This is a genomic window from Tolypothrix sp. PCC 7712 (assembly GCF_025860405.1).
GTDB lineage: Bacteria > Cyanobacteriota > Cyanobacteriia > Cyanobacteriales > Nostocaceae > Aulosira > Aulosira diplosiphon.
In genome coordinates, this window is the sequence record NZ_CP063785.1 from 3231545 (window position 1) to 3257754 (window position 26210).

Annotated in this window: 19 protein-coding genes; 8 read left to right on the forward strand and 11 right to left on the reverse strand. The window is 41.1% G+C overall.

Translation table 11 applies throughout. The features are described 5' to 3' along the window. Window positions 1-125: 125 nt before the first annotated feature. Window positions 126-1067: an N-acetylmuramoyl-L-alanine amidase gene (locus HGR01_RS13390; RefSeq protein ID WP_045870579.1), complete on the reverse strand. Its 942-nt coding sequence runs from the start codon at window positions 1065-1067 to the stop codon at window positions 126-128. Between the two features lie 561 nt (window positions 1068-1628). On the opposite strand from HGR01_RS13390, the gene HGR01_RS13395 reads away from it, so the two are divergent. The 3 genes from HGR01_RS13395 to HGR01_RS13405 all read left to right on the forward strand — a co-directional run bounded on the left by HGR01_RS13395 (window position 1629) and on the right by HGR01_RS13405 (window position 8601). Then, window positions 1629-3239: a hypothetical protein gene (locus tag HGR01_RS13395; RefSeq protein ID WP_045870580.1), complete on the forward strand. Its 1611-nt coding sequence runs from the start codon at window positions 1629-1631 to the stop codon at window positions 3237-3239. A 203-nt stretch (window positions 3240-3442) separates the two neighbouring features. Further along, entirely contained in the window at window positions 3443-7177 is a 3735-nt protein-coding gene (gene bchH / locus HGR01_RS13400; protein ID WP_096621556.1) for a magnesium chelatase subunit H, read from the forward strand. A 227-nt stretch (window positions 7178-7404) separates the two neighbouring features. Continuing rightward, a complete protein-coding gene (locus HGR01_RS13405) occupies window positions 7405-8601 on the forward strand; it encodes a glycosyltransferase (protein ID WP_045870582.1) in 1197 nt (398 codons plus the stop codon). Here HGR01_RS13405 and HGR01_RS13410 read toward each other — a convergent pair. Beyond that, window positions 8562-9752, reverse strand: a complete 1191-nt coding sequence (locus tag HGR01_RS13410; RefSeq protein ID WP_045870583.1) for a glycosyltransferase family 4 protein — start codon at window positions 9750-9752, stop codon at window positions 8562-8564. The two genes, HGR01_RS13405 and HGR01_RS13410, sit on opposite strands and share 40 nt — an antisense overlap. Before the next feature lie 168 nt (window positions 9753-9920). Between HGR01_RS13410 and HGR01_RS13415 the strand changes: the two genes are divergently transcribed. The 4 genes from HGR01_RS13415 (at window position 9921) to HGR01_RS13430 (ending at window position 14091) form a co-directional block, all read left to right on the forward strand. Further along, on the forward strand, window positions 9921-10823 hold the full coding sequence (locus tag HGR01_RS13415; protein WP_045870584.1) for a hypothetical protein: 903 nt from the start codon (window positions 9921-9923) through the stop codon (window positions 10821-10823). 8 nt (window positions 10824-10831) lie between these two features. Further along, window positions 10832-11503, forward strand: coding sequence for a hypothetical protein (locus tag HGR01_RS13420; protein WP_045870585.1), 672 nt, complete (start codon window positions 10832-10834; stop codon window positions 11501-11503). A 3-nt stretch (window positions 11504-11506) separates the two neighbouring features. Beyond that, on the forward strand, window positions 11507-12115 hold the full coding sequence (locus tag HGR01_RS13425; RefSeq protein ID WP_045870586.1) for an FHA domain-containing protein: 609 nt from the start codon (window positions 11507-11509) through the stop codon (window positions 12113-12115). 959 nt (window positions 12116-13074) lie between these two features. Next, window positions 13075-14091: a UDP-N-acetylglucosamine--LPS N-acetylglucosamine transferase gene (locus HGR01_RS13430; protein ID WP_045870587.1), complete on the forward strand. Its 1017-nt coding sequence runs from the start codon at window positions 13075-13077 to the stop codon at window positions 14089-14091. 1 nt (window position 14092) lies between these two features. Here the strand turns inward: HGR01_RS13430 and HGR01_RS13435 are convergent, their stop codons facing one another. Beyond that, window positions 14093-14239: an alpha/beta hydrolase gene (locus tag HGR01_RS13435; protein WP_155539242.1), complete on the reverse strand. Its 147-nt coding sequence runs from the start codon at window positions 14237-14239 to the stop codon at window positions 14093-14095. Window positions 14240-14470: 231 nt separating this feature from the next. On the opposite strand from HGR01_RS13435, the gene HGR01_RS13440 reads away from it, so the two are divergent. Next, a complete protein-coding gene (locus tag HGR01_RS13440) occupies window positions 14471-15673 on the forward strand; it encodes an FtsW/RodA/SpoVE family cell cycle protein (RefSeq protein WP_045870588.1) in 1203 nt (400 codons plus the stop codon). Between the two features lie 64 nt (window positions 15674-15737). Here the strand turns inward: HGR01_RS13440 and HGR01_RS13445 are convergent, their stop codons facing one another. The 8 genes from HGR01_RS13445 to HGR01_RS13480 form a co-directional block, all read right to left on the reverse strand. Continuing rightward, entirely contained in the window at window positions 15738-15863 is a 126-nt protein-coding gene (locus HGR01_RS13445) for a hypothetical protein (protein WP_255325215.1), read from the reverse strand. Between the two features lie 41 nt (window positions 15864-15904). After that, window positions 15905-16132 (reverse strand): hypothetical protein, encoded by a 228-nt coding sequence (locus HGR01_RS13450; protein ID WP_155539244.1) that lies wholly within the window; start codon window positions 16130-16132, stop codon window positions 15905-15907. A gap of 48 nt (window positions 16133-16180) precedes the next feature. Continuing rightward, window positions 16181-16312 carry a hypothetical protein gene (locus HGR01_RS13455; protein WP_255325216.1) on the reverse strand — a complete coding sequence of 44 codons (132 nt, stop codon included), beginning with the start codon at window positions 16310-16312 and terminating at the stop codon, window positions 16181-16183. Further along, the gene (locus HGR01_RS13460) at window positions 16302-16784 is read right to left on the reverse strand and encodes a hypothetical protein (protein WP_052335200.1); all 483 of its coding nucleotides are present in this window, start codon (window positions 16782-16784) and stop codon (window positions 16302-16304) included. Before HGR01_RS13460 ends, HGR01_RS13455 begins: the two co-directional genes overlap by 11 nt. Window positions 16785-16985: 201 nt before the next feature. Then, window positions 16986-22607, reverse strand: a complete 5622-nt coding sequence (locus HGR01_RS13465; protein ID WP_263420027.1) for a hypothetical protein — start codon at window positions 22605-22607, stop codon at window positions 16986-16988. 533 nt (window positions 22608-23140) lie between these two features. Then, entirely contained in the window at window positions 23141-24433 is a 1293-nt protein-coding gene (locus HGR01_RS13470) for a P-loop NTPase fold protein (RefSeq protein WP_045870591.1), read from the reverse strand. 209 nt (window positions 24434-24642) lie between these two features. Beyond that, complete coding sequence (locus HGR01_RS13475) at window positions 24643-25218, reverse strand: Uma2 family endonuclease (RefSeq protein WP_045870592.1); 576 nt, start codon at window positions 25216-25218, stop codon at window positions 24643-24645. Window positions 25219-25826: 608 nt separating this feature from the next. Continuing rightward, window positions 25827-26132: a hypothetical protein gene (locus HGR01_RS13480; RefSeq protein ID WP_045870593.1), complete on the reverse strand. Its 306-nt coding sequence runs from the start codon at window positions 26130-26132 to the stop codon at window positions 25827-25829. Window positions 26133-26210: the final 78 nt, after the last annotated feature.

A 26210-nucleotide genomic window follows, 5' to 3' on the forward strand; every position in this document is an offset into this window, starting at 1 on the left:
AAGTCTATTTTTTAAGACGATATGAGCATAAAATATTAAAATTGCCAATCATTATAATTTAAGTATTTTTAAATGATTGACAATCTCCTTGTGCTTAGGCTCGCTGAGTAATGAATTACTGATAATTAACCAATTAATTTTTGCCAGCTAGCAGGGCCAATAATTCCATCAGCAACTAAACTATTTTGCTTTTGGAAGTTTTTAACTATTGACTCTGTTTGTGGCCCATAAACACCATCAACATCTACTCCCAAACGGTATTGTAAATACCTAATCACTGGGCCACCAGCATGATTTGGACGAATGATCCGTTTTGCTAATATGAGGTTTATGGCATCCCATGTAGCTTTATCAGCTGTTCCTGTTTCTGGAACTCCTGCAACTCTTTGAAATTTAGCGACTGCAGACCTTGTAGAATTACCTGATATACCATCTTCTTTTAAAGGCTTACCATTTGTATCAGTTATTTTTAGCTGATTTAAAGTTTTTTGCAGCCTTAAAACTGTGGTATCTACATTCATTTCCTCATCTGGTACTGGATTTACAGGAGTAGTTGGTAATTTACCTGTTAACCCTTTAACAATGGCATTAGCCATCGCTTCTGGTTCAAAAAGATTCATATCTTTTTGGGAATCAATAAAACAACCTTCAACTAGAATTGCAGGCATATTTGTATTTCTGAGGACATATAAGTGGGAACCACTTTTAACCCCTCGATTAAAAAATCCTAATTTGACAATTTCGTCTAATACTGGTTTGGCGATTTTTCTGCTTGTATCGCTACCAGCAAATACTTCTGTCCCATTCGCTTGTCCGTTAAAGGAATTAAAGTGAATAGAGACATATATATCTACTCTTGAAGAATTTGCTGTAGCACATCTTCTTGACAGTGAATCAGTTACTGAACTGGCTCTATCTGGTCTACAAACCACAACTTCATGCCCTAAAGCTTTTAGCTTGTTGATAACTCTATTGCCGACATCTAATGTTAAATTATCTTCAACCTTTATACCTCTAGCTCCGGTATCTGGAGGGCAATTATGTCCGCTATCAATACCAAATTTCATGTTTTTCTCCTCTACTTATTTTTATCCTACTTTAAATCATTTATCCTAGCTTAAAATAGAGTTTCTAATTTTAAAAAAGCTGAAAAAGTTTTGTATTAGCTAACTTTAACTGGCAGATGAAACCCTATTTAATGCTGACTGAATCTTAAATTTTTAACATCATTCAATCATCCTTTTTTATTCTTTCATATAGAGAAAAATAGATTTGACATCCTAAAAAACGTCATAGCTAGAAAAATTCTATAACATAAATGTTCCTAAAACGGCTCTAACGAGAGTCATAAAATAAATAGCAATAGCGCAAAGGAAACTCAATGCTTTCCACTACAACAACTTGAGAATAATAGATTCCAGGAATTTAACAAAACTTTTTTTCACGTAACATCTCCCTCAAGCAGAGGTGACTACGATTTCATTTAAGATTGGTTACTATGCATGAGAAGGGGCCAGGGGAAATCGAGAAATTACTCATTACCCATTCCCTATACAAATATCTACTGGTTTAATTTGCTTGTCTTGTGTATTCTGTCTTCAGTTTAGTAGTTATGACAACAGACAGTTATGACAAATATACCAAGTCCGATGTTAGACCCAAAAACCCCGCCGGATGTGGTCGTTCGGTTACAACCAAGGAAACCCGTCACAGACCCAACGCTGGGTATTCCTGTTACAGTTACAAAAGTTGGGACTCCCAAAAATCGGTTAGTAACATTGGGTGACTCAATTACGCAGGGTTTTCAGAGTGGAGCAATATTTAACACGCAGTTATCATATCCAGTAATTATTGCTAAAGAATTGGGTTGGGGGGAATTTCGTTTCCCTACCTACGGGGGGCCAGAAGATGGATTACCGTTGAACTTGGAACGCCTAGCCAATGACTTAGAGAAGCAATTTGGTTCTAATATTAACCCGCTAGAGTTTGTGGGGGCTGCTCTATTTTTACGTAAACAGTTAGATATTAACGAAAATTATTGGGAGCGTGGTACAGGTTCGCTGTTCCCGATTCAACAAGGTATTAACCATAACCTAGCAGTTTATGGCTGGGATTTACGTAATACGATTGCGCGGAATGCAGATATCTGTATCAATGTGATTAAAGAAAACCCTCCCAAGGATGATTTTTTGCGGTTGATTGTGGAGAATCACAACGAACGGGCGGCGATTCGCACTCTTAACTCAGCACGGGATAACAATGGTGTTGCACTTTCACCAGTACAAGCAGCCGCAGCCTTGGGTGATGAAGGTACACCAGATACAGAAGGAATTGAAACCCTGATTGTGTTGATTGGGGCTAATAACGCTTTAGGCAGTATTCTCACGTTTAATGTCGCATGGAGTGATACTGGCTATGAGGATATGGATATTAATGACAAATATACTGTTTGGCGACCGATTCATTTTCAAGCCGAACTTGATAAGTTAGTGGCTGAAGTCAAAAAAATCCGCGCTCGTCATGTGATTTTTGGTACAGTACCCCACATTACGATTGTACCTTTTGCCCGTGGGGTAAACCACAAAGTTAGGCAAGGTTCTCGCTATTTTCCTTACTACACTTTGCCCTGGATTCAGGATCAAGATTTTGACCCTAACAAACACCCAAACCTTACCGAAGCAGAAGCTAGGGCAATTGACAGTGCAATTGACCAATATAACGACTATATAACTGATGCTGTGCGTCAAGCTCGCCTGGAAGGTAGAGATTGGTATTTATTTGAAGCGGCGGGATTATTAGATAGGTTAGCATCCCGGCGTTTTTTAGAAGACCCCGCAGCTAAACCCGTGTGGTGGGATGAACTTGGCGGTGCTTATCCTTTACCTGCTGAGTTACAAGCTTTAAACCCTGTACCAGATTCTCGCTTTTTTCTGGCTGGGCCAAAAGGTCGAACCCAAGGCGGTTTGTTTTCTTTAGATGGGATTCATCCCACTACCATTGGCTATGGCATTATTGCTCAAGAAGTGATTAAGATTATGCAGTTAGCAGGGGTGAAATTTTATCAACAGGATGGGACAACGGAACGTCCCGGTGAGGTTCGGGTGAATTTCTCCAACTTGATTGCTGTGGATTCCCTGATTTCTCAACCACCGCGAAACCTAATTGAGATTATGGATATTATTGGCGAACTAGACAAGAAGTTTAATATCTTAAGCAGATTGCTGAAACGGAATTATTAGGGACTTCCAGAAAATCAATTACCAAGTCTACCACAGAGAATTATTCTCTTTTCCCCCTGCTCCCTGCCCCCATGCTCAGAAAGCGATAGTATATTTTTTAGGTGGAAGTCCCTCAACTCTCGCCTCGAGGTAGATATTCTGCCATCACCCTACAACCCCGTTTAAGATCCAAGTAAGTAAAGAAAGATTTCGTAGCTTACTGCATGAAACGCATCGTCTTGATTGCTGGGTTTGAATCCTTTAACGCTGACTTGTACAGAAAAGCAGCTTTTTTAGCTAACTCTCGCTGTTCTGAGTTGGACATTCGAGTATTTAGCGATCGCGATATTACCACCAAGCGCCAGGAAGTAGAAGCAGCACTCCAAGACGCTGAGGTATTTTTTGGCAGCTTGCTATTTGATTATGACCAGGTTTTGTGGTTGCGCGATCGCATCTCCCAAATTCCCATCCGCTTGGTGTTTGAGTCGGCTTTGGAATTGATGAGTTTAACCAAGCTGGGCGATTTTGCCATTGGCGATAAACCTAAAGGTATGCCTAAGCCTGTAAAATTCATTCTAGATAAATTTAGTAACGGCAGAGAAGAAGATAAACTCGCTGGTTATATTAGCTTTTTAAAAGTCGGGCCGAAATTACTTAAATATGTGCCAGTGCAGAAAGTGCAAGATTTACGCAACTGGTTAATTATCTATGGTTATTGGAATGCTGGCGGCCCTGAAAATGTTGCTTCTCTATTTTGGACAATAGCGGAAAAATATTTAGGCTTAAAAGTTGGCGATATTCCTGCGCCTGTAGAAACTCCCAATATGGGGTTATTGCACCCAGATTATCAAGGATTTTTTGAATCACCAAAGGCGTATTTGGAATGGTATCAGCAGAAATTCCAGGTTAACAATCCAGTTGTAGGAATTCTGCTTTATCGCAAACATGTTATTACCAAACAACAATATATTCCCCAACTAATTCGCCGTTTTGAAGCTGCTGGGTTAATTCCTTTACCAATTTTTATCAATGGTGTAGAAGGACATGTGGCTGTCAGAGATTGGATGACAACCGATTATGAAATTCAGCAAAGACAAATAGGTAATATTGAAACTCCGTCGCTTTCTAAAGAAGCGGTAAAGGTTGATGCGATAGTCTCTACAATTGGGTTTCCTTTAGTTGGTGGCCCGGCTGGTTCAATGGAAGCAGGGCGACAAGTAGAAGTTGCTAAACGTATTTTGACTGCGAAAAATGTCCCTTATTTTGTCGCAGCACCACTATTAATTCAAGATATTTATTCTTGGACGCGTCAAGGTATTGGTGGTTTACAAAGTGTGGTGTTATACGCTTTACCTGAACTTGATGGGGCGATTGATACGGTTCCCCTTGGTGGTTTGGTAGGTGAAGATATTTATTTAGTTCCTGAACGAGTACAGCGATTAATTGGTAGAGTCAAAAGCTGGATTAATTTACGGCAAAAACCTGCATCGGCAAGAAAAATTGCGATTATTTTATATGGGTTTCCTCCTGGTTATGGTGCTGTGGGAACGGCTGCTTTATTAAATGTACCGCGTAGTTTGTTGAAGTTTTTAGATGCATTGAAGAAACAAGGCTATGCAGTTGGAGATTTACCGGATGATGGGGAAGAATTAATTCGCTGGGTGAAGGAAGCAGATGAAAACCCCACCCCAACCCTCCCCCGAAGTTTGCTCAACGGGGGGAACCCCCGCACGCAACTTCTCTCCGCAAGCAGGGAGGGAGTTATATCCCCCTCCGTTTACGGGGGGGTTAGGGGGGGTTCTACTGTAAATGTACAGACTCTGGAAAAATGGTTAGGATATCTCCGCACTTCCCGTATTGAAAAACAATGGAAATCTCTGACTGGGACGGGAATTAAAACTTATGGTGATGAGTTTCAAATTGGGGGCATACAGTTAGGAAATATCTGGATTGGTGTACAGCCACCTTTGGGTTTACAAGGCGACCCGATGCGGTTAATGTTTGAGAGAGATTTAACTCCCCATCCTCAATACGCGGCTTTTTATAAATGGTTACAAAATGAGTTTCAAGCTGATGCTGTGGTTCATTTTGGAATGCATGGAACTGTAGAATGGTTACCTGGTTCTCCTTTAGGTAATACGGGTTATTCTTGGTCGGATATTTTGTTGGGAGATATTCCTAATTTATATATATATGCGGCGAATAATCCTTCCGAATCAATTTTGGCAAAGCGTCGCGGTTATGGGGTATTAATTTCCCATAATGTCCCGCCTTATGGTCGTGCTGGTTTGTATAAGGAATTGTTGACGCTGAGAGATTTAATTTCTGAGTATCGAGAAGATCCGCAAAAGAATTACGCCTTGAAGGAAGCTATTTGTACAAAAATTGTGGACACTGGTTTAGAAGCAGATTGTCCTTTGGAAGATGCGAAAAAGTTGGGAATTGCTTTTAGTTATGAAAATGTGAGAATGTTTAGTGCCCATGTTTTTGATGACTATTTGGTGAAGCTGTATGAGTATTTACAGATTTTAGAAAGTCGGTTGTTTTCTTCAGGTTTACATACTCTGGGTGAGGAACCAGATGAGGAAAAATTGGCGGCGTATTTAGAAGCTTATTTTGGGGAAGAACCGCAAAGAAGAGAAGGACATGAAGGAAAAGAAATCAGAGATTTGTTGAGCCAATCTACGGATGAGTTGACGAATTTATTAAGGGGTTTGAATGGGGAATATATTCCGCCTGCACCTGGTGGTGATTTATTAAGAGATGGGCCTGGTGTGTTACCTACAGGGAGAAATATTCATGCTTTAGATCCTTATAGAATGCCTTCACCTGCGGCTTATGAAAGAGGTAGGGAAATTGCTCAAAAAATTATTGCCCAGCATTTACAAGAACATGGCAAATATCCGGAAACTGTGGCGGTAATGTTATGGGGTTTAGATGCGATTAAAACTAAGGGTGAATCCTTGGGGATTTTATTAGAATTAGTTGGTGCTGAACCTGTAAAGGAGGGAACGGGGAGAATTGTTCGTTATGAGTTAAAACCTTTAGCTGAGGTGGGACATCCCCGGATTGATGTGTTAGGAAATCTCTCAGGAATTTTCCGCGATAGTTTTGTGAATATCATCGAATTATTAGATGATTTATTTCAACGGGCTGCGGAAGCTGAGGAATCGGAAGCAGAGAATTTTATTAGAAAACACGCTTTAGCTTTAAAGGCGCAAGGTGTAGAAAATGTCTCTGCAAGATTATTTTCTAACCCAGCCGGAGATTTCGGTTCTTTGGTAAATGACCAAGTTGTTGATGGAAATTGGGAATCCGGTGAAGAGTTAGGTAATACTTGGCAAAGCCGCAATGTTTTCAGCTATGGGAGACAAGATAAAGGACAGGCTAGGCCGGAAGTGTTAAATACTTTATTGAAAACAAGCGATCGCATTGTCCAAGAAATTGATTCGGTAGAATATGGCATTACCGATATTCAAGAATATTATGCCAATACTGGTGGGTTAAAGAAAGCCGCAGAAAAACAGCGCGGTAAGAAGATTACAACCAGTTTTGTGGAAAGTTTCTCGAAAGACACCACACCCCGCAATTTAGATGATTTACTGCGAATGGAGTACCGCACGAAATTAGTCAATCCCAAATGGGCGCAAGCAATGGCTAATCAAGGTTCCGGTGGTGCGTTTGAAATCTCCCAACGCATGACAGCGTTAATCGGTTGGGGCGGTACTGCGGATTTTACTGATGATTGGGTATATGACCAAGCTGCGGATACTTACGCCCTAGATGCAGAGATGGCGGAGAAGTTACGCAAAGCAAATCCGGAAGCATTCCGCAATATTGTGGGCAGAATGTTAGAAGCGCACGGACGGGGTTTCTGGCAAGCTGATGAAGATAAGTTAGATAAGTTACGGCAATTGTATGAGTTAACAGATGAAGAGTTAGAAGGTGTAACAAATTAAATCCTCGTGACACAGGTAAATGAAAAAATTAATACCCACTTAACTTACGCAACAAGTTGCGTAAGTTAAGTGGGGGCTACGCATTTATTGTAGTTGGGGAAGTGCTTTAGCCCAGCTTAACGAAGTTATCACCTTTCGGTAATTTTGAGGAATGCGATCGCAAAGTTAAACTTTTCTCCTATTCTGCAAGAGATAATTACAAGGCGGAAATGAGTTAAAAAACAGTCATGACACGCCTAATTTTCATTACAGAAAGATTTGCGCCTGATTTGGGTGGTTTGGCTAGGAGTGCAACGCGGTTGGTGGGGACGCTGTTGCAACTGGGTGTAGATATTGATGTTGTGACTTGGAGTCGTTATTTACAACCAGGTGAGGTTTTACCACCGGAAACTAAAGAAGCAAATATTCGTGTTTATCGTATCGGGTTATACCGTCATTGGGATATGACGATGCCTCATACATTAAATGTTCTGGAATGGTTACATTCTGCGTCTGGTTATGATGCTGTATGGGGACATTATTTGTTTCCCAGTGGTTTTTTGGCTACTTGGTTTGCTGCACTTGTAGGATTACCTAGTACAGTTAGCGCCCGTGGTAATGATATTGACCGCGAAATGTTTCCGCCGGGAGATTTTGCCCGTTTACAATGGACGCTACAACACGCCAAGGTGGTTACGGCGGTAAGTGCTGATATGTCGCGCAAAATTCAGCTACTTAGTGGGCGGGATGATGTGTTGGTGTTGAAAAATGCGGTTGATACAGAAATATTTTCTTTGCAGAACAACCCCACCCCCAGCCCTTCCCCGCAAGCGAGGAGGGGGGAAGGAATTACTAGGGAGTCTTTGGGAATTGCAGCAGATGAGGTTATTTTGGGATTTTGTGGGGAATTGCGGGAGAAAAAAGGGCAGCAGTTTTTATTGAATGCTTTAACGACAGTTCGACAAGTGCATTCTGCTTGTTTGCTAATTATTGGTGAGGTAAGGGCTTCTCAAGAATCTGTGCTGCAATTGTATAAGACTAATCAGCCAGAAAATGCCCAGCGAATAATTATCACAGGACATTTACCAAATCTGGAGGCGGTGGCTGAGTATCTACGCTTGTGTGATGTTTATCTCCAGCCTTCACTGTGGGAGGGTATGCCAAATGCGTTGTTAGAAGCAATGGCTTGTGGTTGTGGTTGTATCGCCAGTGATGCGGGTGGGATACCGGAGGTGATTACACATGGTAAAAACGGCTTTTTACTACCGCGATCGCATTTGCATAAGCTGGGTGAGGCGGTGTTAGAATTCTTGGCGATGACAACTGAAGAAAAAAATCCCATTCGCCAAGCTGCACGCGATCGCATTTTAACTGAATATTCCCTCGCTCAAGAAAAGTTGCAACTTCAAACTTTGATGGTGCGGTTGATTCCCAATTCTGTATAAGCATTAATCAAAGCTTCACCAGCAATTTGCCAAGTATAATACTCCTCAATTCGCTGACGAGCATTTATCGCTAGTTTGGTGGCGAGTTCTGGCTGATTTTTTAAGCTGAACACAGCATCTTTAATCGACTTTGCTGAACCTGGCTTGACTAATAAAAAATGTACTCCGTCTTCGCCTAATTCCCTAACTACTGGTAAATCGCTAGCAATTACAGGTATTCCTGTCGCCATCCCCTCTAAAATCTTCAGGGGACAACAACCTTGGATTAAATTGCGATCGCTGGGCATCAAGGGTGCCAAAATTACATCACAGTTATGAATATTTGCCACTAATTGAGTTTGTGGCATTGGTTCTAAAATGGTGAGTTTATCGGCTACTCCTAACTTTAGCGCTAGTTGCTTTAAGGCTTTGAGTTGATAGTTCCTAGCTTGTCCAATAACTTTTAAATTAGCAGGAAAATCTCGGTTAATTAATGATAATGCTTCTACTGCTTGGTTGACACCTTGCCAAGGCGAAAGTGTACCAAAATATATAATTTGTCGTTTGTCATTAGTCCTTTGTCCTTGGTCATTTGTAAATATTTTTAAATCTACGCCGTTGGGAATGACGCGGATTTTATCTCTAGAAATGCCGCGATTTTGTAAATATGCGCTGGTGATGCTGCTGGGGGTAACAATTAAATCGGCTGCTTCTAGACAAATTTGCTCTTGAGAGTGCAATTTATGTAGCAGTTCTCTATCTTCAGCTACGGCAGGATAGCGATATTTTAACTCGATGGAAGGTAAACCATTAACCTCAAAAATTAGGCGATCGCAATATTTTTGTTTGTTCCGGGCGATGGGAAAGCCTTCGTAAATTGAACGTATTTGGATAACTTCAAATCGCTTTCCTTTCAACCATGCTTTGAGTAATTGCCGAAAATACAAAACTCTATGAATTAAAGTCTCGCCGATTGCTGGTAATGTTGTTTGTCTAACTTGCGGATAAATTTCCTGGTAATCTATACCTGTGGCTGTGGGAGAAACTGTTATTAACTGTACTTGCTCAAAAGCTGTTGCTAAAGCAATAGAAAAAGCTGCTATATGAATGGCTGCGCCCTTAGGTGCAGGAACAGTATCAAAGGTAATATAAGCGATTTTTGATTCAGTCATTAATGTATATAAATTTCGTTGACAGCTAATTTTGTGTTTGTTATACTGACAGCCACATTGTATATTTTGTTAATGATTTACTGCTGAGTTTCAAGACATATATATTTAGTAAATTTAATAAAAATTGATAAAATCATTTTTGAATTGCATTGATGGAGTTTTAATAAAATGCCGATAGAATTTCTCAATTTTAGAAAAAATTTGATTTATTCTACAACAGTAAATCTTAGTACTATCATTGCTGATTTGCAGGAAATAGAAGGTATAGATCATCTGGCAGAGTTGCAGCAAAGTAAATATGCTAAACGGGCACTCTATTATTTTTACGGCATAATTGGCTGTTTTGTACTAGGGTTTATTCTGTTATTTGTAATTGCTAAAATACCAGTTTTTGTTTTTGCCTTATTTGCATTATTTTTAGTCATAATTGTATTGACAATCTTGATTATTTATGAACTGGTTAGAAGATTTAAACTAGGCAAATTAAATATTCTTAATTATCGCTATGAAGTAACTCAGCGAATTGTGCAAATGCTAGCGCGAGATATGGATGCAGGTAGCGAGATGGAGATTAAACTATCTTTTAAACGGACAAAAAATAAGGAAAATTTAGCAGAAACTATACCTCATCCAACTAAGCGCGACTGGAAAATTGATAAATATCAAAATGAATGGTTGAAATTAAATGGACAATTGTTAGATAAAACCCAGTTTTTATTAACTGCTACTGAGATTTCCAAAACTCAATATGGCTGGAAACGTGGTAGCAGTGGCAAAAGTAAATATAAAACCAAAACTAATGATGTTGGCTTAGATATAGTTTTAACTTTACACTATCCGCAACGCCGTTATGGTGCGATTAAAATTTTACAAAGTGAAGTTAGCAAGGCGGTGAAGTTGCCTAATTTATCTCATCCCAGAAATGTCAAGCTCACAGATAAAGCTGTGCATTTAAGTGTGAGAATGGCTCCTCAAGTAGCAGATAATGAAAATGAAATATATCAAACCATTACCATGATGTTTCTCAGTCTTTATCAAGTATTAAATTTAGCAAAAGTACTTTCTAAGTAATCAAAATTATGAAAATAGGATTCTTAAGAATTTTCCTGTCCTTATTTTTAATTACTACTATTGTTAGCTGTGGTAGTAGTAAATCTGGAAGCGATGTAGCTAGTAATAGTAGTTTGCAAAATACACCAGTCGCTACTAATGTAGCTGCTACTCAGGGAAAAATTCAATTTAAAACTGAAGGTGGCTCGGAATTATTTGCACTGAAGCCGGAAGCAGATGGTGCTAAATTAGTAGATGGGAAAAATCAGGAATTAGCAAGAATCAAAGCAGATAAATCGGGAAAAATTAAAATTAAAGATAGTAGCGAAAAAGTTTTAGGTTATGTAGTGGCAGAAAAAGGTTATTGGAAGCTCAAAGATGCTAATCAAAGCCAAGATTTATATATTCTCAGACAGCAGAATGATGAGGATTATAAATTAGAAGATGCTGCCAAAAAAGAAATTTATCGCATTAAAGCACGCAATGATGGCTTTGCAATAGAAACGCCAGATAAAAATTTAGTTTATCAAGTAAAAGTTAAAGAAGGAAAAACTTCTTTAAGAAAAGGCTCATCCAAAACGATTTTCTCTACCAAATCTCAGTTATCACCGATTGCATTTACCTGCTTTGGCTTAGATGTACTTACCCGCGAACAGCAAGCTGGACTAGCTTATGCTGTAAACTTAACAGGAGGGAAATAAACCTTGCAGATACAGCTAAGTTGGATAGATCCTAATAGCGAAGAACGGCGAGAACCACTATTAGAAACTCCTGTAGCTATTGGGCGAACATTTGCAGAAATGCCACAACAAATTGATCAACAAAGAGTTTCTAGAATCACCATTCAGGATGACTTAATTGCAGATTACCATGCTTTAATTGATTGGCAAAATCAAGAATTAACTATTACTGACCAAAATACCAGCAATGGTATCAAAATTAATGGTGTCCAAGTAACAAGTGGGATTTTAACATCTGGCGATCGCATCACCATTGGCGCTTGTGAAATTGTCGTCACCTTTACAGCTACAGCCTGGGAGTGCGATCGCATGGTAGGCTTTTTGTTTAAACGTCGCTGTGGACGTACTGATAGAACAGGCTGTCCTGACTGTGAGCAATCTTACGAAGATGATTACGCCTATTATTCAGAATACGGTAACTATCGCTCCGGCTGGGGTAGAGATTATTATGACGATCGCGATCGCTATTCCTACGATCCGGAGACTGGCGATGTAGACTTTACAGAAGCGGATGCTGTGAGTGTAGAAACGGAAACAGATACTGAGTTTGAAACTGATATGGGAGCAAGTTGAGAGTAGCTTCACCTAGTACAGCAACCTAGTAAAGCTACCAAATCAGTCAAAAGCCATATTGAAATGATGACGCTGTCTTCATTTTGGATTCTGCGTAGCGTTACTAGTGTTCAAGATTTTTACCTATCTGCTTTTATCTGCTTTTATCTGCTTTTATCCGTTGTTACATAATTTTATCTATTTAATCTAGACATTACATAGAAAAGTACATATTATTCTAGGTATCCATCTGGTATTAAATTGCCCATCTTAGTAATGATTTTCGCAAGAAAGAACTAAGCTATACAATTTAAAATACCTTAGAATTTACCCTTGGGTATTTTTAAGAGATGAGCTGTTACTCTTGTGAAGAATTACTAAAGTTCGACAAAATAAAGGTTTTAGCTTTGTACCTGTCTCCTAATTGAGAATTTGTTTTCTCTCAAAAATTGGGTAAAGGACGAAACAAGACAATAAACCTGAGTAAATTATTTTTGGCTGACTGTGAAGCAACAGTTTTGTTGTTGCTAAATCAGGGGATGATTTCGCTATATTTTGAACGAATTATTAATACTTTGAGGCGCTAATTGATCCCGCATTCATGCAACGCTGTGTTTTGAAGTGGTATGAGAATATTGCGTTGCTGATTGATGATATAAATTTTGTTGTGTGCATAAAAACTGAGCAGTTTCTTAGGGAGTGGCAGCAAAATGCAACTTTGCTGTTCTGCGTTTGTCCTAGCTCTATCTTACTACAAAACATCAATTAGATAGAGTAGGCTAACTGTTCTTGCGTATCTTTAACAGTGAGCAAATTAAGCGATCGCGTTGGGTAACGCAGGATCATATTCCATCTTATAAGGTGAATACTGCCTAGTAAAATCAATATTGTATTTTGCGGAAAACTACAGTTTTTCTTGTAATTATGCAACATCAATAACTTGATATTTTTATTCCTAGTTGGGGTAAGGTAACTAAATCGTGTCTGAGACTTGGCTTATTTACGCCTTGGGCGGCGGTTGGGGACATGTGACTCGTGCTTTATCTTTGGGGAGAATAGCCTCTCGCCAAAGAAAAGTTAAAATTATCACTAACAGTCCTTACGCATACAAAATAGACCATGATGATTGTTTTGTATACTTAATTCCTGAAAATGTCAATTTTTCGGAAACTTGTTTGCAAGTCAGAAAAATATTATGCAACTGTCACTACGATTGTTTGATTGTCGATACTTTTCCTAGAGGTTTGGGTGCAGAGTTAGCAGATATATTACCCAAACTAGATTATGTCCCTCGGGTTTTAATTCATCGGGATATTAACTCTCGCTATGTATCTGCTAAAAAATTAAAGTCGTTTGTCAAAGAAAATTTTAATCGAGTGATTGTCCCTGGTGAAGGCAAAGATTTACCATTTTGTGATTTACCGATGGTAGACCATACAGCACCGTGGTTAATTCGCAACCATTGGGAGTTACCAGATAAAGCTACCACGCGATCGCATATTCTCAGAGTTAGTCCCTATAAAAAAACTATCCTGGTTTGTGCATCTGGTAAAGCATCAGAATTGACTTTATTTGGCGAATTAACACTATGGCTAAAGCGCAATTTTCCTGATTGTGCAGTCAGAATTTTAGCTGCTACTTGTCCCCAAGAATGCCCAAAAGATTTGTGGGTGTCTCACCATCCCGGAATTGAATGTATCGCCGCCGCAGATATTGTCATTGGAGGCGCAGGTTACAACACGGTTTACGAATGTGCTGCTGTAAGAGTACCTTTAGTAGCAATACCATTAGAGCGATTATACGATCGCCAAGAAAAAAGAGCTTACAAGAGCTATTGGGTGCAAAATAATCAAGATGCGACATTTGACGAACAGCTGCTAAACATCTATGCGATGGTTAGAAGAATACTAGATGAAGCAATACCAGCAAACAACTTCCCAATACCGTCTTATATCAACGGTGCAATGGAAGCAGTACGTCAAATTGAGCAAATTTAATTTATTGGGAATGGGGATTGGGGAAAGGGGAAGGGGTAATGGGTAATGGGTAATGGGGAAGGGGTAATGGGTAATGGGTAATGGGTAATGGGTAATGGGTAATGGGTAATGGGTAATGGGTAATGGGTAATAGTAATTTCTCTCTCATCTCCCTCATCTTCCTCATCTTCCTCATCTCCCTCATCTCCCTCATCTCCCTCATCTCCCTCATCTCCCTTATCTCCCTATCCCCATTCCCCAGTCCCCATTCCCCAAATCCCCCCTAAGACAGTAGTAATTAAAAATAGAGTGCGTATTATACACACTGATAATCACTTCCCTCTTCCCAATTTCAAATCTCGAATCTAAAATCTAAAAATTCTTAATACCTGTATCCATTGTGAATTTACGCCGCTTAATACCAATTTTTGATGATACCGTCTCCAGTTGGGCCTTAGAAGCACGACTGTTGCGGTGGTTAACACTGATTTGGCTGTGTGTCGGCTTGATAATGCTATTTTCTGCATCTTATACTGTAGCCGCCGCCCGCCAGAATGATGGACTGTATTACTTTAAGCGTCAACTTCTGTGGGTGCTAGTTTCTTTAATTTTATTCAACTTTATTGTCCATCTCCCCTTAAAGAAATTTGTAGGGGTAGCCCATTGGTTTTTGATATTATTTTTAGGCTTAATTTTTGTTACCCTTGTACCTGGACTTGGTAAAAAGGCTTTTGATGCAGCGCGCTGGATAGCAATAGGCCCAATTCCCATTCAACCATCAGAACTTATTAAACCCTTTTTAGTACTACAAAGCGCCCGATTATTTGGACAGTGGGAAAAAATCAGTTGGCGAATTCGGTTCACTTGGTTAGGAATTTTCGGTTTGGTACTTTTGGGGATTCTCGCCCAGCCTAACCTCAGTACAACCGCACTCTGCGGAATCACCATCTGGTTAATTGCCTTAGCAGCTGGTTTACCTTACAAATATCTAGGGGGAACAGCAGTTGGTGGGGTTTTGTTAGCATTACTCAGTATTAGTATCAAAGAATATCAGCGTAAACGGGTGATGTCATTTATGAATCCTTGGGCTGATGCTACAGGCGACGGCTATCAGCTTGTGCAAAGCTTACTTGCAGTGGGTTCTGGAAAGACTTGGGGCGCTGGATTTGGGCTTTCTCAACAAAAATTGTTTTATCTGCCAATTCAGGACACTGATTTTATTTTCGCAGTGTATGCTGAAGAATTTGGTTTTATTGGCAGCATGGTGTTGTTGGTGTTGTTAGCTTTATTTGCTACCTTGGGATTAAGAGTAGCCCTAAAGGCAAAAAATCCCATATCTCGACTGGTGGCGATGGGTGTAACCATTGTGATGGTAGGACAATCTCTGCTGCATATAGGCGTAACTACAGGTGCGTTACCTACTACGGGTTTACCTTTACCTATGTTTAGTTATGGCGGTAATTCGATGATTGCAAGTATGATTGCAGCTGCGTTACTAATTCGTGTAGCTAGAGAAAGTAGCGAAGCCGAAGTAGTACCATTACACACAACTCAGTCCCAACCTACACGTCAGCGTCGGCTTTTTAAGAAAACCAAAGTTTAAGTAATTAGGCGCGCACTTTTCACCACCCAAATTGTAGGGGCACGGCACCGATAATCTATCGATTTTACTGAAATTCTGTGGATGCCGTGCCCCTACCGATAATATATTGATGTAATTTCCCCATCAAACCCAAAAATGCGATCGCACTTTCACCATCAACAACACCCAAAAACGCGATCGCACTTCTCACCAACCAAATTGTACGGGCACGGCACCGATAATCTATCGATTTCAGCGAAAGTCTGTGGATGCCGTGCCCCTACGGATAATATATTGATGTAATTTCCCCATCAAACCCAAAAATGCGATCGTACTTTTACCACCCACAACACCCAAAAATGCGATCGCACCTTTCAGCACCCACAACACCCAAAACGCGATCGCACCTTTCAGCACCCACAACACCCAAAACGCGATCGCACTTCTCACCACCCACAACACCCAAAAACGCGATCGCACTTCTCACCAACCAAATTGTACGGGCACGGCACCGATAATCTATCGATTTCAGCGAAAGTCTGTGGATGCCGTGCCCCTACGGATAATATATTGATGTAATTTCCCCATCAAACCCAAAAATGTGATCGCATTTCTCACCACCACAACACCCAAAAACGCGATCGCACTTTCACCACTCACAACACCCAAAACGAGATCGCACTTTCCATAATTTCAAATTGGTATCGTGTTGGAGTACTTCAAAGTCGTTTTCAGGTACTGCAAAGTCGTTTTCAGGTACTTCAGAGTCGTGTTGGAGTACTTCAAAGTCGTTTTCAGGTACTTCAAAATCGTTTTCAGGTACTTCAGAGTCGTTTTCAGGTACTTCAGAGTCGTTTTCAGGTACTTCAGAGTCGTTTTCAGGTACTTCAAAGTCGTTTTCAGGTACTTCAGAATCGTTTTCAGGTACTTCAGAATCGTTTTCAGGTACTTCAGAGTCGTTTTCAGGTACTTCAGAGTCGTTTTCAGGTACTTCAGAGTCGTTTTCAGGTACTTCAGAATCGTTTTCAGGTATTATGAAGCTGAGTTTCTCAGGCTTAACCCGAATTACAGTGAATGCGATCGCACTCATACCAATTTTTAATTTCCCCCCAACCCTGCCTAATAATGGCATAACTGGAAAAAACCTCTCAAAGTCCCCCTTTTTAAGGGGGATTTAGGGGGATCTAGTTGCCATCACAAAAAAACACCAAAAGCGATCGCACTCCCTGAAAAATACCACAAGCGATCGCCCTTTATCCCAAACCCCCAACTTTTCTATTTACTCTCTACTCTCTTAATTACGAATTACGAATTACGAATTACGAATTACGAATTACAAATTATCACACAGATGCCTATCACCCTCACTCAAATTCACATTCGGATTCTTTAAATAAAGTTGCAACCACCCGCAACCCCGCACCAACAACTCATCTAAATTCTCCACAGGCCACAACCGCGCTGTTTTGTCTAATGATGCGGTGGCGATGGTTTTGCCGTCCGGGCTGAAACTCACACTATTGACACTTTCCTGATGCCCTTTGAATTCTTGCAGGAGTTGCCCTTGCAGGTTCCACAACCGCGCTGTTTTGTCCGAAGATGCGGTGGCGATGGTTTTGCCGTCCGGGCTGAAACTCACACTATTGACACTTTCCTGATGCCCTTTGAATTCTTGCAGGAGTTGCCCTTGCAGGTTCCACAACCGCGCTGTTTTGTCCGAAGATGCGGTGGCGATGGTTTTGCCGTCCGGGCTGAAACTCACACCCCAGACATAGCCCTGATGCCCTGTGAATTCTTGCAACAGTTGCCCTTGCAGGTTCCACAACCGCGCTGTTTTGTCTAATGATGCGGTGGCGATGGTTTTGCCATCCGGGCTGAAACTCACACCCCAGACACTGTCCTGATGCCCTGTGAATTCTTGCAACAGTTGCCCTTGCAGGTTCCACAACCGCGCTGTATTGTCCGAAGATGCGGTGGCGATGGTTTTGCTGTCCGGGCTGAAACTCACACCCCAGACACTGTCCTGATGCCCTGTGAATTCTTGCAGGAGTTGCCCTTGCAGGTTCCACAACCGCGCTGTATTGTCCGAAGATGCGGTGGCGATGGTTTTGCTGTCCGGGCTGAAACTCACACCCCAGACACTGGACTTATGCCCTGTGAATTCTTGCAGGAGTTGCCCTTGCAGGTTCCACAACCGCGCTGTATTGTCCGAAGATGCGGTGGCGATGGTTTTGCTGTCCGGGCTGAAACTCACACCCCAGACACTGGACTTATGCCCTGTGAATTCTTGCAGGAGTTGCCCTTGCAGGTTCCACAACCGCGCTGTTTTGTCATCTGATGTGGTGGCGATGGTTTTGCCGTCCGGGCTGAAACTCACACCCCTGACACCGTCCTGATGCCCTTTGAATTCTTGTAGGTTCCACAACCGCGCTGTATTGTCCGAAGATGCGGTGGCGATGGTTTTGCCGTCCGGGCTAAAACTCACACTAATGACACTGTCCTGATGCCCTTTGAATTCTTGCAGGAGTTGCCCTTGCAGGTTCCACAACCGCGCTGTTTTGTCCGAAGATGCGGTGGCGATGGTTTTGCCGTCCGGGCTGAAACTCACACCCCTGACACTGGACTGATGCCCTGTGAATTCTTGCAGGAGTTGCCCTTGCAGGTTCCACAACCGCGCTGTTTTGTCATCTGATGTGGTGGCGATGGTTTTGCCGTCCGGGCTGAAACTCACACCCCAGACACTGGACTGATGCCCTTTGAATTCTTGCAACAGTTGCCCTTGCAGGTTCCACAACCGCGCTGTTTTGTCATCTGATGCGGTGGCGATGGTTTTGCCGTCCGGGCTGAAACTCACACCCCTGACACCGTCCTGATGCCCTGTGAATTCTTGCAACAGTTGCCCTTGCAGGTTCCACAACCGCGCTGTATTGTCCGAAGATGCGGTGGCGATGGTTTTGCCGTCCGGGCTGAAACTCACACTTCTGACCCAGTACTGATGCCCTTTGAATTCTTGTAACAGTTGCCCTTGCAGGTTCCACAACCGCGCTGTATTGTCCGAAGATGCGGAGGCGATGGTTTTGCCGTCCGGGCTGAAACTCACACTTCTGACCCAGTACTGATGCCCTTTGAATTCTTGTAACAGTTGCCCTTGCAGGTTCCACAACCGCGCTGTATTGTCCGAAGATGCGGTGGCGATGGTTTTGCCGTCCGGGCTGAAACTCACACTTAAGACACTGGACTGATGCCCTTGAAACTGGTTGCGTTCTTTAATATTGCTCAGAATGCTATGCAAAGCATAAATCGGGCTAAAAGCTGGGTATTTTTCTAGCTGGCGACCATCTTTAACAATATTTTTCAAATCCTTACCACTGTGCATTGCCGACACCAGCGATTCTAACTCGGTATATTCAAATTGCCTTAAGGCATTAGCCCCCGCCCGTTCTAAGTTTGTTCCTTGCAATGCTTCTTTTTGTGCGACTTCTGCGGCAATTTTGGCGCTTTGTGCTTGTCTCAGGCTTGCTTGTGCTTTGCTTAAATTCTCATCAGCCTGTCTAGCTTTTAATTCTGCTTTTTTTTGTCGTATGTCTGCCAGTTTTACTTTTTCTTCCGCAGCTTTTACATTTACATTAGCCGTTTTAATTCTCTCTTCTGCTTGTGCGTTTCTCTGTTGTAATGTGGCTGCTTCTTGGTTTACCTTATCTAACTCTGCTTTAGCGGTTAATAAGTTTTTATTTGCTTGTTGCGTCGCCTTTTTTGCTGCTGCTGATTCGGCTTCTGCCACTTTTTTATTATTTAGCTCTTTTTGATAATTTTTTTCTAAATCTTGCTTTTTATCTTCTAAGCCTTTAGCGATTTTCTGAATCTCTCCCAGTCGCTTTTCTGTCTCCAGCTTTTGTAAATTTACATTTTCTAGATTAGTATTCGCTTCTGCCATTTTTGCAAGTGAATCTTGCTTTTCTTTGTTAGCAATATTTGCCTCGCTAATTTTATTAATTGCATACAAAGCAGCTAAACCCGCCGCTAATAATAAAACTATTGCCAAACCAGAACTCAAAGCTAATCTATTCCGCCCTTGCTTAATTTTCTGTTTCGCTTCTCTGTTAGCATCGGCTAATATTTTCTTTGCTGCTTGTTCCCGTTCTAAATTTTCTTCTGCTTGCAAACGCTGCTCACGTTCCCTCGCCAATTCTTCTAATAACTCATTTCCCTGTTGCTGGCGAATCAAATCAACTAAATAATCATGCACCAATTGATAACGTTCCGCCGGAGACTCTTTTAATATCAACACCAAACCAGATTTAACAAAAATCTCCAACACCAAATCTAATTCCTCGGCTGATGTTGCTAAATCTGCCGCTAACTCAGCCTTAGTTTTTAACGGGCGTGTGCCATTTTCATCAGTCAATAAATATAAAATCAATCTCGCAGTGCTTTCATTAACAGCACCACAATCTTTAATTACTTCATCTAAAAATCGCTCAACTAATTTCTCTTTCGTCCCCGCCTGACGATACCTTTCTAAACTTGTAATTTTCTCAGTTTGCAATTGCGCCCCCACAATTTGCAACTCAATCGGGCGAACTTCCCCAATATCCCCCGCCAAATCTTTCACCAATTCATCAATCAAATTAGGCTCTAAATAAAAATGTGTCCTCTCCGTCAAACTCTGAATGACAGTCTTCGCATCATCCCTTGAAAAATTACCCAAGTGATAACGAATATTTTTATCAAGAATATTATTATTAATAACGGTTAAATCAAATATCCGGTCTAACTCTAATAAATAATGTAAATAATCTTCCCGCAATGACAAAATCACCTTAACAAAAGGTATATCTAAGCAAACGCGCAGAAATTCATAAAAAGGTCGCCTTTGAGCTTGGTCTTTATAAACAAAGAAAAACTCTTCAAATTGGTCAAATATTAAAACCGTTAATAAATTCCGTTCTGCATTATTCCGCAACTGCGCTAATATCTCAGCCGCCGAATTAAGAGATATTCCCCCCAACCTCTCAACACTTTCTACTAAAATCCGTCCCAACATCCCCACCCAATCTGTATAACTTCGCAACAAAATTGGTAAAGCATCTCGCTCACCAATAGGTTTTTCTTGCAAAGCTGGGATTAATCCCCCTTGTAAAATTGAACTTTTCCCTACTCCCGACTGTCCATGAATTACAGTTAATTTATGTTCAGTTCCGCTAACTCTTTCCCGTAACCGCCGCACATCTTGAACTCGGCTAGAAACTGCAATTTCTTGAGCAATTGTTTCTGTATTTTCTGCTTGTATCAGTGCTGGGTTAATTGCCTGTCGCTGCGGGTTAAGATAAGATGCACCCACAAAAGCCCGAAACCCATATTGCTGTTCAATTTGTAATCGCTCTTGCTTAAGATGAAAAGCATCTAAATATCTAGCTTGCTCAAAATAGAGTAAGCGCAATTTCTCTAAAATAGATATATATAATTGCGGGTTGTACTGCGGTTTACTTTCTAATTTCGCTAACTCCAAGCTACTAATTGCAGCTGCAATATCACCTAACCCCTGCTGCGAACTAGCTAATATAAACCGATATAACCCCCCCTCATGAGATTGCAAATTTGCTTCATTCGCCAACAATCTTACACTTGTCATTGCGAACGTAACGAAGTGGAGTGAAGCAATCTCCTCCAATTGATTAGCTTCGTTTACGTTGGGTTGGGGTTGCTTCGCTTCGTTTGCATTGGGTTGAGATTGCTGCGCTGCGCTCGCAATGACAGCAGAGGATTGATTAGCTTCGTTTACAGTGGGTTGAGATTGCTGCGCTGCGATCGCAATGACAGGCGGGGATTGCTCCGCATTACTCGCCATGACATTTAAGATTTCCCTCCAGCTAGCTAATACTTCCAGCGCTTGTTCTGCAAATTGCTGCGCCTCATCCCAATGCGAATTTTGTAACGCCACCTCAGCCAAAAAGCCATAATCTTGAGCTAATTGTCGCGCCGTACCATAATTTTCATGCAGAATTAAAGCTTGTTCCGCCAGCCCTTGTAAATCACGCCAGGCTTGTAAACTTCGCAGCACCTCACCCAATTTACTAATATATTCAGCAATTAAATCCGGCTTTTGTGCTGACTCAAAAATCACAATCGCCTGCTGAAAATAATTTCTCGCTTCTTGCCAATAGCCTTGATTTTCTACCTGCTCAATATTCGCTTTCCGTTGATATGCTAAAGCAACATGAGCTAATAATATCCCATAGCGTTCTAAATTCTGACTACCTCGCCAAAAACCCAAGCTTTCTTGATAATGTCCTAAAGCCCCATCTATCCGATCATATAAATAATCATCAAAACCCAAAACAAATTCTATACTAGCTATAATTTCCGGAGCTAAAAGTTGCTCACGGCTTTGCAAATCTTGACGCGCCGTTGTTAATTCCCAACAAATTTGCAGATTCGGTTTAACATCACCTGCAAATATCTCATCAGTCTTTTCTCGCATAAATTCAATTAAATTATGCGTACTATTATTAAAAGCAATAGTCGTCGCCCAATTATCCAAATCCGCCGCCAAGCGAATCATCTTTTGCAGCACTTGGTCATTAATCCACAATAAAATCGGAAAGGGAAAATTCTTTCTAAACTCCTCCCGCACCTGATTAGCCGCAGTCAGTACCGTATCAATATCCTTAACCGACTCCAAACCAAAAATCATCAAAGCTGGTGGCTGTTCATCTCCCAACTCTGTCTTAATAGCACTGTAAAGCGTTTTCACCGATGCAGGTAAAGTGATTTCCCTAATTTTCACCGTTGATAATTCATGGATACGTTGCACCATCTGCTGACGCAAAGCCCCATAATTACAGCGCAATAATATCAGCGAAAATTCACCTTGAGAAAGCGTAATTGCTCTTACCAGAGTTTGCAATGAACTTTCATTATCAGCACCTAAATTTTCTGCTTCTTCATGAGTCACTTTGCCGTGCCCCAAATTCAAAATTTCAACAATGAAAATAAAATAATTGTAGGGTGTATTAGGCGCACATCGCCAGATAATTTGTCATCAAAACGATAATTCCACCGCCTAACGCACCGCCAATATATCCGTTTAGCTTTATACAATTTATTTGTAGGGTGTGTTAGGCGCACATCGCCAGATAATTTGTTATCAAAACGATAACTTCAGCGCCTAACGCACCGCCTATATATCGGGTTAGCGGTACATAATCCTGCGGTATAAAACAACAATTCACATTCTTGAATGGGGTTGGCGGTGCGTTAGCCTGCGGCGTAACACACCCTACCAAATTTATCTATCGGGTTAGCGATGCATCATCCTGCAGTATAAAACAACAATTCACATTCTTGAATGGGGTTGACGGTGCGTGAGCCTGCGGCGTAATGTACCCTACCAAATTTATCTATCGGGTTAGCGATGCATAATCCTGGTTATAAAACAACAATTAACATCTTTCCCATGCCCAATGCCCCATGCCCCATGCCCAAATTTTATTCCTTCGCCTCCGTCAAAATCGGATTAATATCAAACCAAGAACCATCCTCATCTCGATATTCAAATACAAACATACTGCGGAGTAAAAGGTCATATTTTTCATGACCTCTAAAAATTTTATCTTGCGCCACCTCCCGCAACAATTCCCATTCATCTGCGGTAATCGCTAAACTTAGTTCATTCCGCCGTTGTTTAATTACGCCTTCCACACATTCAGCCGAAATCGGCGGATCTTCTCTTTGCAAACAGCGAAATAATAACATCAACAAATTCCGCAGATGTCCACCACTAACTCGGCAAATTCTAGCTAAACTATCAGGATTTGCAAAAACCAAATTAATTAAATTTTGGCTTTGTTCCCAACTCACCCCAGGAAAAGCCCTCACCATAATCATCTGTTTTAATAATGTCATTCCTCGTTCAGAATCTGCCGCATCCCGTAGCTGTACAGGAACCATCGGTAACACCTTGGGATCGACACCAAAGCGATTAGTTAACCTACCCAAAGCATTAGAAAACACTAACACCAAGGGAATGGTATAAATAACATGACAATTTAATTGATTTAACTGGTCGCCACGTTCCACAAATAGATATTCTGGCTGATAATAACCCGATGGCTTCACAGAATTATCAACTCTATCAAGATTATCAACAATTACCACCAAACCTTTTTTACCTTGCGCCTTCAGTTTTTCTCGCGCTGGCTTGAGTAATTCTTGATTAATTGATTCTAAAATTCCATTGGTGCGTGGTTCTAAATATTGCCGCAATTGTCCACGCAGTTTCGGACTATCTTTAGTTTTAGTAGTAATTTCCGCAATTCCTGCCGATAGTTTCACCTCCGAAAGTTCTATCGGCGTGAGTAATAAATCCTTAACTTCTTGAAATAATTTTTGAAAATATCCCGGTTTAATATTAATTTTGATAGCTTCCAAACTCTGGCTAACTTCCCGCGCTATAGCCAACAAAATATCTGTAACATCCACATCAGCCATATCCAGGCTTTGGCTAGACTCGAAATAAACCACATGAAAATCTTGCTGTTCTAACTCCGCCTTTAACCGCAGTAACTCTGTAGACTTACCACAACCAATATGTCCGGTAAATAATTGACAGGTAGGTGTTTCCGGTGACAAGCGTGTGATAGTCCGCCCCAATTCTTCAATAATCTTCGCACCCCGGACTTGAGAAAAATCAATATAATATTGCCGATCCTCTGGTTTGCTAATCGCCAGCGTCTTGCTAGGGTTACAAGCCTGAAAAAACCTTGTTAAATCTAATTTCATGACGAATTCCCCAATATCAGCCCGATACAACGGTCTATTTCAGTGATTATGACAGAAGTTGTTTGGGGAAGGGGAAAGGGAAAGAGGGAAGGGGGAAGGGGGAAAGGGATTGAACTTTTTTCCCTTTTATTTGAGTAAAGCAATGCACATTTAATTGCATAATTACTCATGGTGACTGTTGATTGTTGACTGTCTTTAATAAGCAATATTTAGCTATTCAAGGGAATTTTTGCCATTTCAAATACTTGCTCAACAGTAAATTCCCAGCCTTCAAATAAGGAATCTGTGAGTAATTCATCTCCCATAAAAGTTTTTGGTGGCGCATCTGGGTAAAAAACAGTGATGCTTCTAGCTTTACTATCTACCACCCACACTCGCAATACATTAGCATCTAAATAATCTTGAGCTTTAGCTATCATTTGTCCAAAGGTTTGCCCTGGAGAGATAATCTCAATTACTAAATCTGGAGGAACAGGACAAGCTTCATCTTCGTTCCAGCCTGCAGGTAAACGTTCATTAGAAATATACAAAAGATCCGGTGTCGGTAACCAATCTCGGCCATGTCGCTTTAGCAAAACAGCCCATTCTGGACAAACTAATCCCTTTCCCTCAGTCCATTGTGCAATTAAATTTAGAAAGGCATGGGTAAGTTTGGCATGAAAAAATTTTGGTGACATCTTAGGAATTGCTTGACCATTAACAAGTTCGTAGGTGACATCTCCCTCACCAGGGGGAAGATTGAGAAACTCTTGCAAGGTCAATTGATTGTGGGCTTGGAGTATCATGGCGCAAATCAGCGACTATACAATCAATTTTAAATTTAGAATTTTGGATTCTGAATGAACAATTTGCTTATTTGTGCGTGAGGAAACCTGTAAAAGGCTTTCTGGCTGACTCCACAGGAGTACAGAAATCGTAAGGTCAAGGCACTGCCCACCTGTGTCAACTTAACGCGAAACCCTTATCAGGAATTGATTTTGCATCAAATCGTCTACCATCAAGATCCGCGTTACCCCACCCCAGTTTTGTCTAAAGCCAAAACTTCCCCTCCCCGCGCGCGGAGAGAAGTTGCGTGCGGTGAACCACTTGCGGTGGACGGGTTTCCCGGCATAAGCAAAGTGGTGAATCCAAAGGAGGGTTCCCCCCGTTGAGCAAACTTCGGGGGAGGGGATTGAGGGGAGGGGTAAAACGCTTGTGGGGCAAGCTTTTTAGCTTAAGTTGACACCAATGGGCACTGCCTTGCCCCTACAATCTGTCGCATTCTTTTTTCAAATTGGTATAATTTCACAACTCATTGTAGGATTGCTATATATTACAAAGGTTTTTTGAATTGGAATTAATTACAGCTTGTGTTATGCGATCGCTCAAAGGTTTTTTCGCTGAAAACTAGTCATTAACCCTTTTTCATATCACGAGCCATGTTCATGTAGTAATCCATTTTGGCATTAGAACGGCGGCGGTTGGTGGGAGTTTCAACTGCAGTATTTTGCTTAGTTTCTATTGGTTGTGGAGGTTCAACTCGCTTGGTACCTTGTGCCGCATCAGATTCTAAAAAGTAACCAGACTCAGTTAATCCCAAGAGTTTGGCAAAAAAACCAAAGAAACTTTTGACAACATTTGCAAATTTATTCCAAATGACAGAAAGAAAACCTTCAACACGAAGGTACAAGTTTTGGAGAATTTGTGTTAAACGAGACATAGTAGCCCCCTAAATTGATGATTTAAGAAATTTTGATCTAATTTTATGATGATTGCATGATATAGCTAAACGTCTCTG